At 75.9% G+C, this 16,293-nt stretch carries 15 protein-coding genes; 12 read left to right on the forward strand and 3 right to left on the reverse strand.

The window, feature by feature from the left end:
• The 12 genes from VF202_01730 to VF202_01785 all read left to right on the forward strand — a co-directional run.
• Nucleotides 1-1,872, forward strand: a 1,872-nt coding sequence (locus VF202_01730) for a glutamate synthase-related protein (GenBank protein HEX7038815.1), incomplete at its 5' end; no start/stop codon positions are given.
• Nucleotides 1,873-2,078: 206 nt separating this feature from the next.
• Complete coding sequence (locus tag VF202_01735) at nt 2,079-2,810, forward strand: hypothetical protein (GenBank protein ID HEX7038816.1); 732 nt, start codon at nt 2,079-2,081, stop codon at nt 2,808-2,810.
• 21 nt (nt 2,811-2,831) lie between these two features.
• Nucleotides 2,832-4,079, forward strand: a complete 1,248-nt coding sequence (locus tag VF202_01740) for a phage tail sheath C-terminal domain-containing protein (GenBank protein HEX7038817.1) — start codon at nt 2,832-2,834, stop codon at nt 4,077-4,079.
• On the forward strand, nt 4,079-4,510 hold the full coding sequence (locus tag VF202_01745) for a phage tail protein (protein ID HEX7038818.1): 432 nt from the start codon (nt 4,079-4,081) through the stop codon (nt 4,508-4,510). Before VF202_01740 ends, VF202_01745 begins: the two co-directional genes overlap by 1 nt.
• A 920-nt stretch (nt 4,511-5,430) precedes the next feature.
• A complete protein-coding gene (locus VF202_01750; protein HEX7038819.1) occupies nt 5,431-6,159 on the forward strand; it encodes a hypothetical protein in 729 nt (242 codons plus the stop codon).
• Complete coding sequence (locus VF202_01755) at nt 6,156-7,667, forward strand: phage baseplate assembly protein V (protein ID HEX7038820.1); 1,512 nt, start codon at nt 6,156-6,158, stop codon at nt 7,665-7,667. Before VF202_01750 ends, VF202_01755 begins: the two co-directional genes overlap by 4 nt.
• 29 nt (nt 7,668-7,696) lie before the next feature.
• Complete coding sequence (locus VF202_01760; protein ID HEX7038821.1) at nt 7,697-8,044, forward strand: hypothetical protein; 348 nt, start codon at nt 7,697-7,699, stop codon at nt 8,042-8,044.
• Nucleotides 8,041-8,469: a GPW/gp25 family protein gene (locus tag VF202_01765; GenBank protein HEX7038822.1), complete on the forward strand. Its 429-nt coding sequence runs from the start codon at nt 8,041-8,043 to the stop codon at nt 8,467-8,469. The genes VF202_01760 and VF202_01765 overlap by 4 nt, the downstream gene beginning before the upstream one ends.
• The gene (locus tag VF202_01770) at nt 8,469-11,213 is read left to right on the forward strand and encodes a putative baseplate assembly protein (protein ID HEX7038823.1); all 2,745 of its coding nucleotides are present in this window, start codon (nt 8,469-8,471) and stop codon (nt 11,211-11,213) included. The genes VF202_01765 and VF202_01770 overlap by 1 nt, the downstream gene beginning before the upstream one ends.
• Nucleotides 11,210-11,728: a phage tail protein gene (locus VF202_01775; GenBank protein ID HEX7038824.1), complete on the forward strand. Its 519-nt coding sequence runs from the start codon at nt 11,210-11,212 to the stop codon at nt 11,726-11,728. Before VF202_01770 ends, VF202_01775 begins: the two co-directional genes overlap by 4 nt.
• Before the next feature lie 78 nt (nt 11,729-11,806).
• Entirely contained in the window at nt 11,807-12,619 is an 813-nt protein-coding gene (locus VF202_01780; GenBank protein ID HEX7038825.1) for a PASTA domain-containing protein, read from the forward strand.
• Between the two features lie 89 nt (nt 12,620-12,708).
• Complete coding sequence (locus tag VF202_01785) at nt 12,709-13,095, forward strand: hypothetical protein (protein ID HEX7038826.1); 387 nt, start codon at nt 12,709-12,711, stop codon at nt 13,093-13,095.
• Between the two features lie 55 nt (nt 13,096-13,150).
• Here the strand turns inward: VF202_01785 and VF202_01790 are convergent, their stop codons facing one another.
• The 3 genes from VF202_01790 to VF202_01800 form a co-directional block, all read right to left on the reverse strand.
• Nucleotides 13,151-13,915 carry a hypothetical protein gene (locus tag VF202_01790; protein ID HEX7038827.1) on the reverse strand — a complete coding sequence of 255 codons (765 nt, stop codon included), beginning with the start codon at nt 13,913-13,915 and terminating at the stop codon, nt 13,151-13,153.
• 204 nt (nt 13,916-14,119) lie between these two features.
• Nucleotides 14,120-15,970 carry a serine/threonine-protein kinase gene (locus VF202_01795; protein ID HEX7038828.1) on the reverse strand — a complete coding sequence of 617 codons (1,851 nt, stop codon included), beginning with the start codon at nt 15,968-15,970 and terminating at the stop codon, nt 14,120-14,122.
• A 10-nt stretch (nt 15,971-15,980) separates the two neighbouring features.
• The gene (locus VF202_01800) at nt 15,981-16,193 is read right to left on the reverse strand and encodes a transcriptional regulator (protein HEX7038829.1); all 213 of its coding nucleotides are present in this window, start codon (nt 16,191-16,193) and stop codon (nt 15,981-15,983) included.
• Nucleotides 16,194-16,293: the final 100 nt, after the last annotated feature.

The following is a 16,293-nucleotide window of genomic DNA, read 5'->3' on the forward strand; positions in this document are numbered from 1 at the left end:
ATGAGCTTCGGCTCGCTGTCGGCCGAGGCGCACGAGACGCTCGCGATCGCGATGAACCGGATCGGCGGCCGTTCCGGCTCGGGCGAGGGGGGCGAGGATCCGCGCCGTTACGGGACGGAGCGGAACAGCGCGGTGAAGCAGATCGCCTCCGGCCGTTTCGGCGTCACCCCCGCCTACCTCGCCTCGGCGGCCGAGCTCCAGATCAAGATCGCGCAGGGATCGAAGCCGGGTGAGGGGGGCCAGGTCCCCGGCTCGAAGGTGACCGAGTACATCGCGAGGTTGCGGCACACGGTCCCGGGCGTCGCCCTGATCTCGCCGCCGCCCCACCACGACATCTACTCGATCGAGGACCTGGCGCAGCTGATATACGACCTCAAGCGCGTGAACCCGGAGGCGCGGGTCGCCGTGAAGCTGGTCGCCAGCACCGGCGTCGGCACCGTGGCGTCCGGCGTGGCCAAGGGCTACGCCGACACCGTGCAGGTCTCGGGCCACGACGGCGGCACCGGCGCCAGCCCGCTCTCGAGCGTCAAGCACTCCGGCCTGCCGTGGGAGCTAGGCCTCATCGACGTGCAGCGGAGCCTGGTCGCCAACGACCTCAGGGGGCGCGTGAGGCTGCGCGTGGACGGCGGGCTGAAGTCCGCCCGGGACGTCGTCGTGGCCGCCGCGCTCGGCGCCGAGGAGTTCGGCTTCGGCACGACGGCGCTGGTGGCGCTGGGCTGCGCGATGATCCGCCAGTGCCACCTGAACACCTGCCCCGTCGGCATCGCCACCCAGGACCCGGAGCTGCGCAAGCGCTTCGCCGGCGAGCCGGACCACGTGGTCAGGTTCTTCACGTTCCTCGCCGAGTCGCTGCGCCACGAGCTGGCCAGGCTCGGGCTCCGTTCGCTCGACGAGCTGGTGGGGCGCTGGGACCTCGTGCGCGTGCGCGAGGGGGCCGAGACCCCGAAGGGCGTGTCCCTCGACCTGAGGCCGCTCGTGGACCCCGGCGCGCTGCCCCCGGGCAGCGCCACGCGCTGGCAGGGCCGGCGCAACGACCCGCCGCCCCCGGCCGCGCCGACCCTCGACGACGAGCTGGCCGCCGCGGTGGCCGCCTGGCTGGAGCGCGGCGCCGAGGGCGTGCTCGAGTTCGACGCGGAGGTCGACAACGGCCAGCGCACCCTCGGCGCGCGCGCCGCCGGGCTGGTCGCCAGGCGCTACGGCGACGCCGGCCCCCGGGACGGCTCGCTCGTCGCCACCTTCACCGGCGCGGCGGGCCAGAGCTTCGGCTCGTTCGCGCTGCCCGGCATGAGGCTCGTGCTGCGCGGCGAGGCGCAGGACTACGTCGGCAAGTCGCTGGCCGGCGGCGAGCTCGTGCTGCGCCCGCGCCGGCCCGGCGAGGCCGGCGTCATCGCCGGGAACACGGTCCTCTACGGCGCCACCTCAGGCGCGCTGTTCGCGTCCGGCAGCGTCGGCGAGCGCGTCTGCGTGCGGAACTCCGGGGCGGAGGCGGTCGTGGAGGGCTGCGGCGACCACGGCTGCGAGTACATGACGGGCGGCACCGTCGTCGTCCTCGGCCCGGTGGGACGCAACTTCGCCGCCGGCATGTCGGGCGGCGAGGCGTTCGTGCTCGACGACGACGGCAGGTTCCTCGGCCGGCTCAACGACGGCTCCGTGGCGGCGCGGCGGCTCACCGGCGACGCCGCCGAGGCGCGTCTGCGCCGCCTCATCGAGCGCCACGCCTCCGCCACGGGCTCGACCGTGGCCGCGGACCTCCTCGCCGACTGGCCAGCGGCGCGGGCGCGCTTCTGGCACGTCCTGCCGCGCGCCGCGGCCGGCCTGGGGCGTCCGGAGCCCGAGGGCGCCGGCGCCGCGGTGCGACCGGAGGCCGCCTAGCCGCCTACGCCAGCCCCTGGCCCGGCCGCTACCTCGCGGCCCGCCACCGCCCGGGCGTCGCCCTGCGGCTCGGTTCCGCATAGCCGCGACCTCGGCCCGCCGCCGGCTCACTGAACGCCCGGGGCGGTTGGGCCTATACTCCGGTCCTCGCCCTTCCATCCGGCAGCGCGTCGCGCGCAGTGCTTCCGTCCCGAAGTGGAGGAGCCTTGACCGCCGAACGCGCCCTCGAGAGCCTCGACCAGGCAGACGCCTTCCTCGTGGCCTGGGCCGAGCGCCTCGCGGGCGACGCCGAGGTGCGCCTGGCTCCCCCGGTCGACGGCGGAGGCGCGATGGCAGTGAGCCTCCACCTGCTCGAGCTGCGGCGCAAGCCGTCGGCGCGCGGCACGCAGCCGCCGCCGCTGCGGCTCGAGGCGCGGTACCTGGTGAGCGCCCACGGGGATCCGCTGACGGCAGCCCACGCGCTGCTCGGATCCCTCGCGTTCGCCGCCCTCGCCGAGGACGCCCTCGAGTTCGACCCCGCCGTGCCGGCGGGCCTGTGGCGCGACCTCGGCGCCTCGGCTCGCGCCGGCTTCGTCGTCGGCATCGAGGTCGTCAGCCCCGCGCGGCGCCCGCGCGCGCCGCTCGTGACGCTGCCCATCGAGCTCGTCGAGGTCCAGCTCGTCGACCTCGTGGGCCGGGTGACGACGCTCGACGAGACGCCGGTCCCCGGCGTGGTCGTGGCGACTCCGGAGTCGGGCCGCTCCGCGGTGAGCGGTCGGGACGGACGGTTCGCGCTCACGCTGGCGCGGCGGGAGGGGCGCGCGCACTTGGTGACTGTCACCGCCGACGGCGCCTCGCGGACGTTGGAGCTGGACGAGGAGCCGACCGGTCCTGCGGAGCTCGACCTCGGGGAGTTCGCCCTGCTGCTCGACTACGCGTTGGAGAAGCCGGTGGCCTGAGGGACGGGGACGGAGGAGGAGATGGCGACCAGTTACCGGGCACCAGGCGTGTTCGTCGAGGACGTGCAGCGGGGGACGCGGCCCATCATGGCCGTGGGCACGAGCACCACGGGGTTCGTCGGCGTGGCGCCGCGCGGCGACGCGCCGCGCGGCGAGGCCTTCGAGATCACGAACTGGTCGGGGTTCGTGCAGCGCTTCGTCGCCGAGGACGTGAACGCGGTCCCGCCTGACGTCACCAGCACGCACCTGTCGACCGCCGTCCACGGGTTCTTCCTCAACGGCGGCAGCCGCTGCTACGTGGTGGCGATCGGTGCCGACGAGCCGGTCGAGGCGGGCCTGAGGGTCTTCGAGGGCATCGACGACATCGCGATCGTCGCGACGCCCGGCTACGTCGGCACGTCGGTGTACGAGGCCGTCCGCGGGCACTGCGAGAGGCTGGGCGACAGGGTCGGCATCGTCGACCCGCCGGAGACCGTCGAGCACCTGCGCTCGCTCACCGTGGTCGGCACCGAGACGGCCCCGTCGGGCCGGCGCCGCGGCGGAGCTGAGGAGGGCGCCGACGGGGGCGAGGCGGGCTCGCCGGCCGGCGTCAGGCCCGCCGACTCGAGCTTCCTCGCCCTCTACTACCCGTGGATCCTCGTGGACGACCCCCTGGTGCAGAGGCGCACCCCCGAGACCCGCAGGTACGTGCCCCCTTCCGGGCACATCGCCGGCATCTGGTCGCGCACCGACGCCACCCACGGCGTGCACCACGCCCCGGCGAACGAGCCGGTCCGCGGCGCCCTCGGCCTCGCCCGCCTCGTCAGCCGGGCCGAGCAGGAGGAGCTCAACAGCCGCGGCATCAACTGCATCCGCTACTTCGCGCGCGAGGGGATCCTCGTGTGGGGGGCGCGGACCCTGGACGCCGAGAGCAGCGAGTTCCGCTACCTCAGCGTCAGGCGCCTCCTCAACATGATCAAGGAGTCCATCGCCAACGACACGCGCTGGATCGTGTTCAAGCCGAACGACGCCTCGCTGTGGAAGTCGATCGTGCGCGACGTCTCGGCGTTCCTCACCCTGCTGTGGCGCGACGGTGCGCTGGTGGGCAGCAAGCCGGAGGACGCCTTCTACGTCAAGTGCGACGAGGAGACGAACCCGCCCGAGGTCCGCGACGTCGGCCGCGTCGTCACCGAGATCGGGATCGCGCCGGTCAAGCCCGCCGAGTTCGTGATCTTCAGGATCAGCCAGGACCCGCAGGGCTTCACGGCCACGGCGAGGGGAGGCGTCTGATGGCCGACCGCGTCGACCCGTACCGGTCCTTCAACTTCAAGCTGCTCATCGACGGCGTCACCGAGGGCCACTTCACCGAGTGCACGGGCCTCGGCATGCGCGTGGAGGCGATCGCCTACCGCGAGGCCGGCAACAACGAGGCCGTCCGCAAGATCCCCGGCCGCGTCGAGTACGGCGACGTCGTGCTGCGCTACGGGCTGACGGACTCCGTGGACCTGTGGAACTGGATGCGCTCCGTGGCCACGGGGGTGGTCGTGCGCAAGAACGTCTCGGTGGTGGTCCTGGCCAGCGACGGTGCCACCGAGGCGATCAGGTGGAACCTCATCAACGCCTGGCCGGCCGAGTGGCGCGGCGCGCCCCTGCGCGCCCTCGCTCAGGAGGTGGCCATCGAGCAGATGCGCCTCGTGTGCGACGAGATGAACAGGGCGTAGGCGGTGGGACGTGGTGACGCCGTGAGGCGCGCTCTGGCCAGGGCCGCCGCGAGGTTGGCGCGACGCCTGGAGGGCGTCGCCTCCGGGCTGGGGGCCGCCGCCTCCCGCCTGGCCGACGAGAGACGAGAGCGCACCCCCAGGGAGCTGTGGCTCGAGCGCGTGGCCCAGGGCGGCGGCGCGGACTGGGAGCGGTTCCGGGCGACCCGGGTGGGCCGCGAGGCCGGCGCCGCTGCCGACCGCGAGCGGCGCCCCGAGGACGGCGGCGAGCTCGCGGCGACAGGAGCCCGGCGCGTCCATGAACGCGCCGACAGCGGTGTGGTCGCTGGCCCTGCGGCCGTCGTCGCCGGGCGACGGTCCGAGCGGGCCGCAGGGCTGCTCCGGCCGTCCTCCGCACGGAGGTCGCTAGACAGGGGGATGGCGGGCGACCCGGCCGGCGGGGCGCCGCGCCTGCGCCCGTCGAGAGCCGACGCGGAGGCTCGCTTCGCGGGACCGGCCGCGCCCGCGCCTGGGCCCGCCCCCCACCTCCGGGACGCGCGCGTCGCCGGTCCGCCGGCGAACGCCGCCCCGGTGAGCCACGACGCACGGTCGCCGGCGACGCGGCCGCCCGAGCGGCGGTCCGTCGCGGGCGACCCCGAGGCCCTACCAGCGGCGGAGGCGGGGCCGACGTGGCCGTCGCGGACGGGCGCCACCGACCCTGGCCCGCCCGGCGCGGAGCCCGCTTCGGCGCCGGGCGGGCCGGGAGGACCAGCGCCGGGACCCGGCCGGGAGCCATGGGACGGCGAAGCCTCCGCGGGAGCCGCGACCCGCTTCCCTGACCCGGTGCGCGGCGGCGGCGAGGCGGAGGAGGCCCATGAGCTCGCGCGCCAGCTCCGCGAGCGTCTGAGGCGCGAGCGCCTGGCGCGGGAGCAGAGAGGTGACGCGTGGAGCGAGTCGCGTTCCTGATCGAGCGAACCGGCCGGCGCGTGAGCTGCCACCTGAACCCGGAGGACCTGGTGGTCAGGCGCGTGGCCGGGCTGGCGCAGCGGCGTCGCGGGGCGGGGTTCCTCGCCGGCGGCGAGGGCGACCGTCTCGGCGCGGTCACCGGCCGCGACGACGCGCTGCTCGCCACCGGCGGCGGGCGCACGGAGCTCGACGTCTCCGTCCTCTTCGACGTCGACCTCCTCGAGCCGTCGGTGCGCCCCGCCGACGTCAGGACCCTCACCGGCCCGCTGTGGGACCTCTGCGAGAACGCGCGCCAGCCCGACGGCAGCTACGGTCCCACGCCGGCGCGCTTCATCTGGGGCAAGGCCTGGAACGTGCCGGTGGTCGTGGCCGCGGCCGCCGAGCGGCTCGAGCGTTTCACCGCCACGGGCGTGCCGCGCCGTTCGTGGCTGCGCCTGACGTTGGTGAGGACCGACCGCGGTGCCGAGGAGCCGGCGCTCGCCGGCGCCGGCGGGGTGGGGGAGGGCGACGTCGACGCGGAGGGCGTGCGGGTGCTCGAGGTCGCGTCGGGCGCGGAGGTGCCCGGCCGCCTCGACGTCGTGGCCGCCGCCTGGCTCGGCGACGCCGGCCGGTGGCGCGAGCTGGCCGAGTACAACGGCATCGACGACCCCAACGCGCTCGGGCCGGGCCAGGTCGTCCGCGTGCCGCCCCAAGGGACCCAGCGGTGATCGCGAGCCGGACGCGCGTCGTCCTCACGCTCGCGGGCGCGCCGGCGCCTGAGCCAGCGTCGCGGGCGCTGACGAGCGTGACGGTGCTGCAGCGCTCCTCGCTGCCCGACCTCTGCGAGCTCACCTTCGCCGCGCCGCCCGGACCGCTGCCCCAGGCCATGGACTGGCCGCCCGGGACGCCGCTGGAGCTGCGCGTGGGCGACGAGGCCGAGCCGCTGTTCGCCGGGGACGTCGTGGCCGTGGAGTTCGCGCTCGCGGCCGGCGCCGAGCGCGCCCTGCGCCTACGGGCCCACGACCGCCTCCACCTCCTGCGGCTCCGCGACGTCGTCAGGTCGTTCGCGCAGGTCGACCCCGTCGAGGTCGCCCGCGAGCTCCTGGGCGCCGCCGGCGTGGCCGTACACGCCCACGCCGGCGGGCTGCCGCGCGAGATGGTCGTGCAGTACCGCCAGACGGACCTCGACCTCCTCCGCTCGCTGCTCGAGGCCGAGGGCCTCTACCTCGCCGTCCGCCCCGACGGCGCGCACGTCTACGGGCCGGGCGGCTTCGGGGAGCCCGTGCCGCTGGAGGCGGGCGCGTCGCTCCTCGACGCGAGCGTGGAGGTGAGCGGGCTCACGGCCGTGGACGCCGTCGAGGCGTCCGGCTGGCAGGCGCTCGAGGGACGCCCCCTCGGCGCACGCGCCGGCGACGCCGACCCCGGCAGGGACGTGCCGGCGACCGTCGACGCCGCCGACCTCGGGGGTCCCGCGTCGCGGACGCTCAGCGGCGGCGTGGCCCAGAGCGAGGCGCACCTCGAGCGCCGCGCCAGGGCCCACCTGGGCCGCCTGCGCGGCCGCGAGGTCACCCTCACCGGCCTGGCCCTGGGGGACTCGCGTCTGCGTCCGGGCACGCCCGTCGACGTGCGCGGCCTGCCGGCCGAGCTGAGCGGGCGCTACGTGCTCCACGAGGTCACGCACGTCCTCGACGACGCGAAGGGCTACGTCTGTCAGCTCTCCTCGGCCCCGCCCCCGCCGCCGCCCCAGGCGGTCGGCTGGCAGGCGACGCTGGGCCGCGTCATCGACGTCGACGACCCGGGCCGGCTGGGCCGCGTGCGGGTGACGCTGCCGGCGCTGGGCACGCTCGACAGCGCCTGGCTGCAGGTGATGGCCGCCGGCGCCGGCGCCGCCGGGGGCGCGAGCATCCTCCCCGGCGTCGGCGACACGGTGCTCGTCCTGCTCGCCCTCGAAGACCCCAGCCAGGCGGTCGTGCTCGGCGGGCTCTACGGCCCCGGCGGCGTGCCCGACCCGGGCGTGGCCGGAGGCCAGGTCAGGCGCTACACGCTCACGTCCCCGGGCGGCCAGCGCCTCGTCCTGGACGACGAGCACGGCGCCCTCGTCATCGACGACGGCAATGGGAACCGCCTGGAGCTCTCGGGCGCCGGCGCCCGCCTCACGACCGGCGCGGCGCTCGTCCTCGAGGCCAGGGGCGGCGTCCGCATCGTCGGCGAGACCGTGGACTTCGAGAGGGCCTGATGGCGCTGCCGGGGCACAGGGGAGGGGAGATGCGGCTTCTCACCGTCGACGCGCGCCTGCGCTGCGAGCACGGCGGACGCGTCGTGCTGCGCCCGCCCGAGCAGGGGTGGGTGAGGATCGCGGGCCGGCCCGTGCTCGTCGAGCGCGACCCCGAGGGGTGCGGCATCAGGGGCTGCCCCCACGCGAACCCACCCGCGGGCATCCGCCCGTGCCTGAAGACGGAGCGGGTGATGGAGGGCTACTCGGACCTGGTGCGCGTCGGCGGCAGGCGCGTCTGCCTGGAGGCCGTCACGGGCCTCACTGACGGCACCCCGCCAGGCTCGGTCGCCTACACGGTGAGCGAGCCTGGTCAGCCCTTCGTGCGGGAGGCACCGTGACGGCGCCGCCCAGCAACGCCTGGCGCTTCCGGCACCCCGACCTCGAGCCGGGCGAGGGGGCCGGCCTCGGGCTGACGCCCGCCGGCGGCGTCGCGATGATCGGCGGCGACGCCTCCGTCCGCCAGGCCGTGATCCTGCTGCTCTCGACGACGCCCGGCGAGCGCGTGATGCGCCCGACGTACGGCTGCTCGCTCCACCACCTCGCGTTCGCTCCCAACGACCCCACCACGGCGGGTCTGGCGATCCACGCCGTGCGCCAGGCCCTGGAGCGCTGGGAGCCGCGCATCGTCATCGAGCGCCTCGACGCCGGTCCGCACCCGGAGCGGCCGGAGCGCCTAGAGGTCGAGCTGGTCTACCGCGTCGTGGCGACGCGCGGGCGCGACGAGCTGAGGTTCGCGCTCGACCTGGAGACGGGGGGCGCGTGATGCCGCTCGAGACCCCCCGCCTCGACGACCGCGAGTTCGACGACCTCCTCAGGGACGCCAAGCACCGCCTGCGCGAGCGCTGCCCGGAGTGGACCGACGCCTCCGAGAGCGACCCGGGCGTGGTGCTCCTCGAGCTCTTCGCCTACCTCACCGACACGATGCTCTACCGCCTCAACCGCGTCCCCGACAAGGTCTACGTCGAGCTCCTCAAGCTGATGGGCGTGCGCCTGGCTCCCCCGGCCGCGTCCGCCGCCGAGCTGACGTTCACCCGCCTGCCGGGCCGCGCCGGGCGCATCGACGTGCCGCGGGGCACGCGCGTCGCCGCCGCTCGCCCCGGTGCGGGCGGCCCGCAGGTGGTCTTCGCGACGGACCGCGACGCGCACATCCCGGCCGACGCCGAGCGGACCCTGGTGGGTGCCCACCACGTCGACCTCGTCGAGGCCGAGGAGATCGGGAGCGGCACGGGTCGGGCCGGCCTGACCCTGGCGCTGAGGCGCGCTCCCGTCGTGGCGCCGACCGGCCTCGACGACGACCTGGTCGTCGCCGTCGAGGTCGACGAGGCGGCGGACGGCGGCGAGGGCGTCATCGAGCTGGGCGGGGCGCGCTTCCAGGTGTGGGGCGAGGTCGAGACGTTCGCCGGCCACGCCGGCGAGCGCGTCTACCGCGCCGACAGGCAGGCGGGGCTCGTCCACTTCGCCCCGGCCCTCGGCCCGGACGCCGCCGGCGCCATCGCGGCCGTCCCCGGAGAGGGCAGGCGGGTGCTGGCCTGGTACCGCCGCGGCGGGGGCGCGTCGGGCAACGTCGGCGCCGGCACCCTGACCCTGCTCCAGGACGCGTTGCCGGGGGTGACCGTGACGAACGAGCGCCCGGCGCAGGGCGGCAGGGACGCCGAGGACCTGGCGCACGCCCTGGTGCGCGGTCCGCAGGAGATCCACTCGCTGCAGCGGGCCGTCACCGCTCGCGACTTCGAGCTCGTCGCGCTGACGAGCGACCGCGCCGTCGCCCGCGCGCTGGCGGTCACGAGCGCGGCCCACTGGCGGCACGCCCAGCCCGGCGAGGCCGAGGTCGTGGTCGTCCCCGCGGCGGACGTCGAGGCGGGCCGGTTGGACGCCGCGACCCTGCGCTCGCTCGAGCGCGACGCGGTCGTGGAGCGCGTGCTGGCCGAGCTGGACCGCCGCCGGCCGCTGGGGAGCCGTTGCCGGGTGAGCTGGGCGCAGTACAAGACGGTGCGTGTCGGCGCCCGCGTCGTCGCCGAGAGGCACGCCGACCTGCCGGCGCTGAGGCGGCGGGTGCTGGCGCGGCTCCACGGCACGATCTCGCCCCTTCCCACCGGCGACGGCGGGCCGGGGTGGGAGTTCGGCAAGACGCTCCGCGCGTCGCACGTCTACGAGGTCGCGCTGCGGGAGCCGGGCGTGGTGTGGGTCGACCGCGTCCGCCTGCGCGTCGACGAGGTGCCGGGAGGCGAGGTGAGCTCGCTGGCGTCGTCGTCAACGCAGGCGGGGGTGTGGTACGCCGCCACCGCGGCCGGGCTGTACCGCACCCTCAACGACGGCGCCGGCTGGGAGCCGCTGGCCCAGAGCCAGCTCCACGAGGGCGAGGCGGTCGTGCGCGTGTGCGCGCACCCCGCGCTGCCCGGCCTGCTGGCCGTCGTCACGCGCTCCGAGGCCGCGGTCGCTGCTCCGGAGGCGGCTCCCGGTGCGGCGGAGAGCGGGGAGCCCGCCGCTCCCGGGGCGTCCGAGCCGGGCGCCGCGGCACCGGAGGCCGCCGAGCCGCCCGCCGCCGAGGTCACCAGGTCGCGCGTGCTGTTCTCGCGGACGGCGGGCGAGGACTGGGAGCCGTACTTCCACGACCTCGGCTTCGAGGTCGAGGACGCCGCGTGGGTCGCCTCCGAGGCGACGGAGACGCTCCTCCTCGCCACCGACGCCGGGCTGTTCCGGCTCTCGGCCAGGGCGGACGCGAGCCCCGAGCTGGTCCCCGTGAGCCCCGAGGCGCAGGACGTGCCGCTCTACGCCGTGGCCTCGGCCGACGCCGGGGACGGTGACGCGTACGTCGCGGTGGCGGCCCAGCGGTCCGGCGGCGTCTACCTCGCCGCCAGGTTCCCGCGCGAGACCGGCTTCCGGCGCATCGAGGGCGCCGAGCGCGGCGCGCTGGGCGACGCCGACGTCCGCGTCCTCGCGATCCAGCGTGACGCCGGCGCCCGCTTCCTGTGGGCCGGCACGGCCGCGCTCGGCAGCGCCGACCTCGGCTCCGGCGCCCTGCGCTGGCGCCTGCGAGGCGACCAGGACGCACCGGAGGGATGGCAGGCGTTCTCCGCGGGCTGGCGCGGCGGCAGCTGCCTGGGCCTGGCGTTCAGCGGCGCCGTCGTGCTGGCCGCCACCTACCGCCGCGGGCTGGCGAGGCTCGACACGCGCTCGCCGGAGCCCGCCTGGGAGGACGACATCAACAGCGGGCTCACGCGCACGGGGGACGACGGCTTCCCCGTGGTGCCGGTGACGGCGATCGCGTCCGGCGCGGAGACGCCGGCCGGCTTCGTCGTGATGGCGGGAGCGGGCGACGGCGTCCACCGCAGCGTCGACGGGGGCAGACGGTTCGCCAGCGTGTCGGGCGACGAGTTCCGCGACAGGGTGACGCTGCCGCCCACGTGGCTGTTCTGCTCGGGGGAGCACGAGCTGGAGGTCGTGAGGGCCGACGAGGCGACGGAGGACGCGCCGGAGCCCTCGCGACAGGTCGGGGCGGCGCCGTGACGCACGAGGAGATCGCGGCCCTGCTCCCGGAGGTGTTCAGGCGCACCCTCGCCCCGGGCGGCCTGCTGGACGGCCTCATCGACGCGATGCACGGCCTGCACGAGCCGACGGAGCGCGCCCTGCGAGAGCTGCCCGGCTACTTCGACCCGTACCGGACGCCCGACGCGTTCGTGCCCTACCTCGCGACCTGGCTCGACCTCGACCGCTTCCTCGCCGCGGGGTCCGACCCGTTCCCGTCCGGCACGGGCAGGCTGCGCGAGCTCGTCGCGCACGCCGCCAGGCTCTCGGCGCTGCGCGGCACCGCGGCCGGCCTGGCCCTCTTCCTCGAGCTGGCCACCGGCCTCGCCGGCTTCGAGGTCAGGGAGGGCGTCGACGGGCGCGGCGCCAGCCGGCCGTTCTCGGTGCTCGTCGTCTGTCCCGCGGAGGCCGAGCCCTTGCGGCCGCTGGTGGAGGGGATCGTCGCCTCCGAGAAGCCGGTGCACGTCGTGGCCAGCGTCGTGTTCGGAGCCGCGTGAGCCGGGGACGCTCCGCCGGGCGGGTCCGCCGCTACGCCCGGTCGAGCGGACGCGGCACCCAGAAGGAGGCATGGAGAGATGCGTAGCGACAGCCCGTTCACGATCGAGACGCCGAGCAACGGCCTGCGGCTGGGGGCGAGCCGCGAGGGGAGCGCGACCTTCACCGTCTACAACGCTAGCGGTAGGTCACAGCGCGCGCAGGCGCTGCTCGTCGCCGACCCCCCGCAGGCGCTCGAGTGGCTGACGCTCGCCGGCGAGGCGCACCGGACGTTCCCGGTGGCGGGCACCGAGCGCTTCACCGTCGAGATCGACGTCCCCGAGGACGCGCCCGCGGGGAGCTACAACTTCCGGCTCGACGTGCAGGGCGAGGAGAACACCGACAGGTCGCGGGTCCAGGGGCCGACGGTGTCGTTCCAGGTCCCAGAGGCGGTCGTCCCCGGCCCGCGCGTGCCCTGGCGCCTCGTCGCGATCGCGGCCGGCGTGCTGGCCGTGGCCGTGGCCGCCTTCCTGGTCCTGCGCCCGCGCGACGTGCTCGTGCCGGACGTCGCGAACCTCGACGTCGTCTCCGGCAGCACGCGCCTGCTCGACGTCGGCCTGGGCATCGTCCAGCCGCTCACGCAGCAGCCGAGCGGAAGCGTCCCGCGGCTGAGCATCATCGGGACCGTCCCGCCGGGCGGCGAGTCGGTACGGCGCGGCTCGCAGGTGGAGGTCATCGTCTCCACCGGCCCGCGCGACATCGTCTGCGTCAGGTTCCCCTGCGTCCTCGAGGAGGTCGTCGGGAACCTCGACGCGCAGGTGGCGGAGGCCGTGCGGATCGAGGAGGGCGACGAGCAGCAGCCCGAGCTCTTCCTCGACCTCGACGCCCTGCGGCGCCTCGACCTGGACCAGTGAGGCCCGCGGCGCCTCCCCGGGCCGCGGCCGCGCTCGCGGTCGCGGCGCTCGCCCTCGTCGGCTGCGCGGGCGGGGGCGACGGGGGAGCCGTGCCTGGGGCCCCGCCGCTGGCGTCGTCCCTCGGCGGCGTGGTCGGGCCCCGCACTCTGTCGGCGGCTGACGTCGTGGCCACCGGGTGCCCCGGTGCCCTGGCCGACGCGCTGGAGGGCCGTTCGCCGCTGTCGCTCGCGCCCGCCGCGACCTGCCGGCTCGACGTGCCCGCGCGGGGCGGGCTCCTCGTCCGCCCCCGCACCGTGAGGTTCTCGGTCGTGTCGGGGTCGGTCGCGGTGCGGATCGTGCAGCGCGGTCGCGGGGACTCGCTGACGATGGGCGACGACCTGGCGGGAGGAGACGACGGCGCGGCGACCTTCGGGAAGGACGGCGGGACGGTGGCGTTCACCTGCCTCACCGCGTGCGCCCTGCGGTTCGAGCCGTAGCTCGCCAGCTCCCCACACCGCACGCCGCGGCACCCTGCCGCCGGTTCCTGGCGGCTCAGGCCGCGGCCTTGACCGCCTTCGCGACCGCGAACAGGCTGCTCACCAGGACGACGAGCGACCAGACGACCGCGACGACCGCGACGACGATCCCGCCGATCGCGTCGGTGATGCTGACGAGCGGGCGCGGCACGAGCCCGTGCAGGAACGCGACGACGACGGTGAGGCCCAGCGAGCCGGCGAAGAGGAAGAGGAGCCCCTTGCTGCGCAGGAAGCGCGGCTGGGCCAGCACGAGGCACGCCAGCGCGCCGACCTTCAGGGCCAGCAGCGAGCCGAGCACGGCGGCGGCCGCGCCCCTCGCGAAGGAGCCGTAGACGGCCATGTACACGGCCGTGCCGAACGGGGCGGCCACGAGCAGGGACACCATCAGCGTCAGCGCGAACAACGCGAGCAGCGCCAGCAGGACGCCGCCCAGGAGGACGAGCAGCGCCACCACGAGCGTCACGACGCCGCTCGCGCGCCCGAGCAGGCGGTCGGGCACGAGCAGGCCCGCGACCATCAGCGCGATGGCCAGGAGCAGCAGCGCGTCGAACAGCGCCAGGTACGGCACCGCGAGCCCTGGCGGGCGGTTCTGCTCGGCGAAGCGCGCTGCGGCGGCGGGATCGGGCACCGTCAGGGTGAGCTGCGTGGCCGTCCGGTCGAGGACGCCCAGCAGCTCCTCCGCCGGCGCGCCGAAGGCCCGCAGCACCCCCGTGGCGCCCACCTCCAGGGCGACCGTCAGGGCCGCCAGCACGAGGGCGGCGACGAGGAAGGGCCTCCGCAACCGGCCTGTCAAGGCCTCCACCGCTCCTCTCCCACTTCCGCGCCGCGCCTACCGCGGCGGCGTCCACCGCACCCAGTCTAGGGCCGGCGCGGCGCGAGGCCCCCGCCGCCGCGGCCCGAGCGGACGGGCGACGACGCCGTGGCCCGCGCGGCCGGGTGAGACGACGGGAGGGCGCCTCTCGCCTCCGGCCGGGGAGCGGGCGCCTCAGGACAGCGCCACGACGGTGCCGTCGAGAGCCGCCACGAACACGGCGTCGCCGAGCGGCAGGGGGCTGGCCTGGATGGAGCCGTTGGCCACGCGGCGCGAGTGCAGCACCCGCCCGGTCCTGGCGTCGAGCGCGATGAGGTCGCCGTTCTCTGTGCCGACGTAGAGGGCGCCGGCCGCCACGGCCGGCGTGGCGGTCACGGGGGCGGGCAGCGGCCGGGTCCAGACGTCGTCGCCGGAGGCGAGGGTCAGGGCGTGCAGGCGCTGCCCCCACGAGGCGGCGTAGACGTACTGCTGCCAGACGACGGGGGTGCTCCACTGCTCGCCCTCGAGCTCGTAGGTCCACACCACGTCGCGCTTCTCGAGGTCGAAGGCGTGCAGCTCGCCGGTGCGCACGGGCAGGAGCGCGATCCCGCCCGCCCCGGCGGGGCAGGCGCTCATCGGCCCCACCTGGACCTTGAAGGCGTGCTTGCCGCCCGCGAGCCTCACGGCGTGCAGCCAGCCGTCATCGGTCGCCACCAGCGCCAGGCCGCGGTGCAGGGTCGGCGCGGTCGTGGCGCCGGCGCCCAGCCCGCAGCGCCACAGCTCATCGCCCTCCGCCGTCCACAGCGCCAGGCCGTCGCCGGTCGCGACGACGAGGTCGCGTCCGTACGGCGCGCCGCCCACGACGTCCTCGTCCTCGCGTCTCCAGAGCGGCTCGCCGCCGGGCCAGGACAGGGCCTGCATGGCGCCGTCGCGGCTGGTGACGAACACGCGGCCGGCGGTGAAGAGCGGCGGCTGGCTGGCCTCGTCCCCGAGCTCGAAGGTCGCATGCAGGGCGCCGTCGGCGGGGCGCAGGACGGCGAGGGCATCGGAGCGGAGGCCCACGAGGAGGAAGCCGCCGGCGGCGGTGAGGCCGGAGGGGAACTGCGGCCCCTCGAGGAGGTTCACCCGCCAGCGCTCGTCGAGCGCCTGCGGCAGGGGAGGCCCGGCCGGGAAGGCGTGTGTGCGCCCGGGGCCGGCGCCAGGCAGGCCGACGGCGCGCCCCCTCACGCCCGCCAGCACGGCTCGCAGGGTCTCGGCGACGGCGGCGCCGGACGGCGGTCGCCGCGCCGGGTCCTTCTCCAGCAGGCTCATCACCAGCCGCGAGAGCGGCTCCGGCACCTGCGGGTTGACCTCGTGCGGCGGCGTGACCTTGCCGTAGACGTGCTGGTAGAGCACGGCCTGGTCGTTCTCCCCCTCGAACGCCGCTACCCCCGTCACGGTGCGGTAGAGCACGGCGCCGAAGGCGTAGAGGTCCGTGGCCGCCCCCGTGGCCTCGCCCGTCGCCTGCTCGGGCGCCATGTACTGCGGCGTGCCGAGCGTGAGGCCGGTGCGCGTGAGCTGCTTCGACGTCTCGGTGAGCTGCACGAGGCCGAAGTCCATGACCTTCGGCGTGCCCTGGGGCGTGAGCAGGACGTTGCGCGGCGTCAGGTCGCGGTGCACCATCCCGAGCCGGTGCACGTAGGCCAGCGCCTCCGCGACCACGGACGCTGCCTCGAGGAGGCGGCTCAGCGACTCGACGTCGCCGTCGACGGGGCCCAGGTCGGTGAAGGGGCCTCCCTCGATGAGCTCCATCGCGAAGTAGACGCGCTCCCCCAGGCCCAGGTCGTAGATGGTGACGATGCCGGGGTGGTTGAGCTGCGCCAGAGCCCTGATCTCGCGGCGGAACCGCTCGCTGTCGGTCTCCGTCAGGTGGGGCCTCAGGACCTTGAGCGCGACCGTCCGCTCGAGGTGGATGTCGCGCGCCTTGAAGACGTGGGCCATCCCCCCGACCCCGAGGGGCCCGAGGATCTCGTAGCGGCCGTCGAGCACCTCGCCGGCGCCGAACACGTCCCCCAGACTACTCTTGGTCGCCGTCCAGGGCGCGCAGCAGCTCGGGGTCGAGCTTGCCTTCCTCGACCGCCCTCGTGAGCATCTCGATGCCCAACCTCACCACCTCGGACTTCGACACGAGGCGCTCGGGGTTGGACAGCTGGTACGCCGTCTTCGTGAGGAGCGAGTCCTGCTCCTCGGTGAGCACGACGTGCAGACGCTTCTTCTCGCGCTTGGGCACTGGTCCTCCTGTCGCGACGGCTGCGGCGCCCGCCCGCGGCTGCCACGCCTATGTACAGCCGCAACCCAGGCCCATTATACTGCCGATGTGCATCATGCAC

Source organism: Trueperaceae bacterium (assembly GCA_036381035.1).
In the GTDB taxonomy this organism is placed as follows: Bacteria; Deinococcota; Deinococci; order Deinococcales; family Trueperaceae; genus DASRWD01.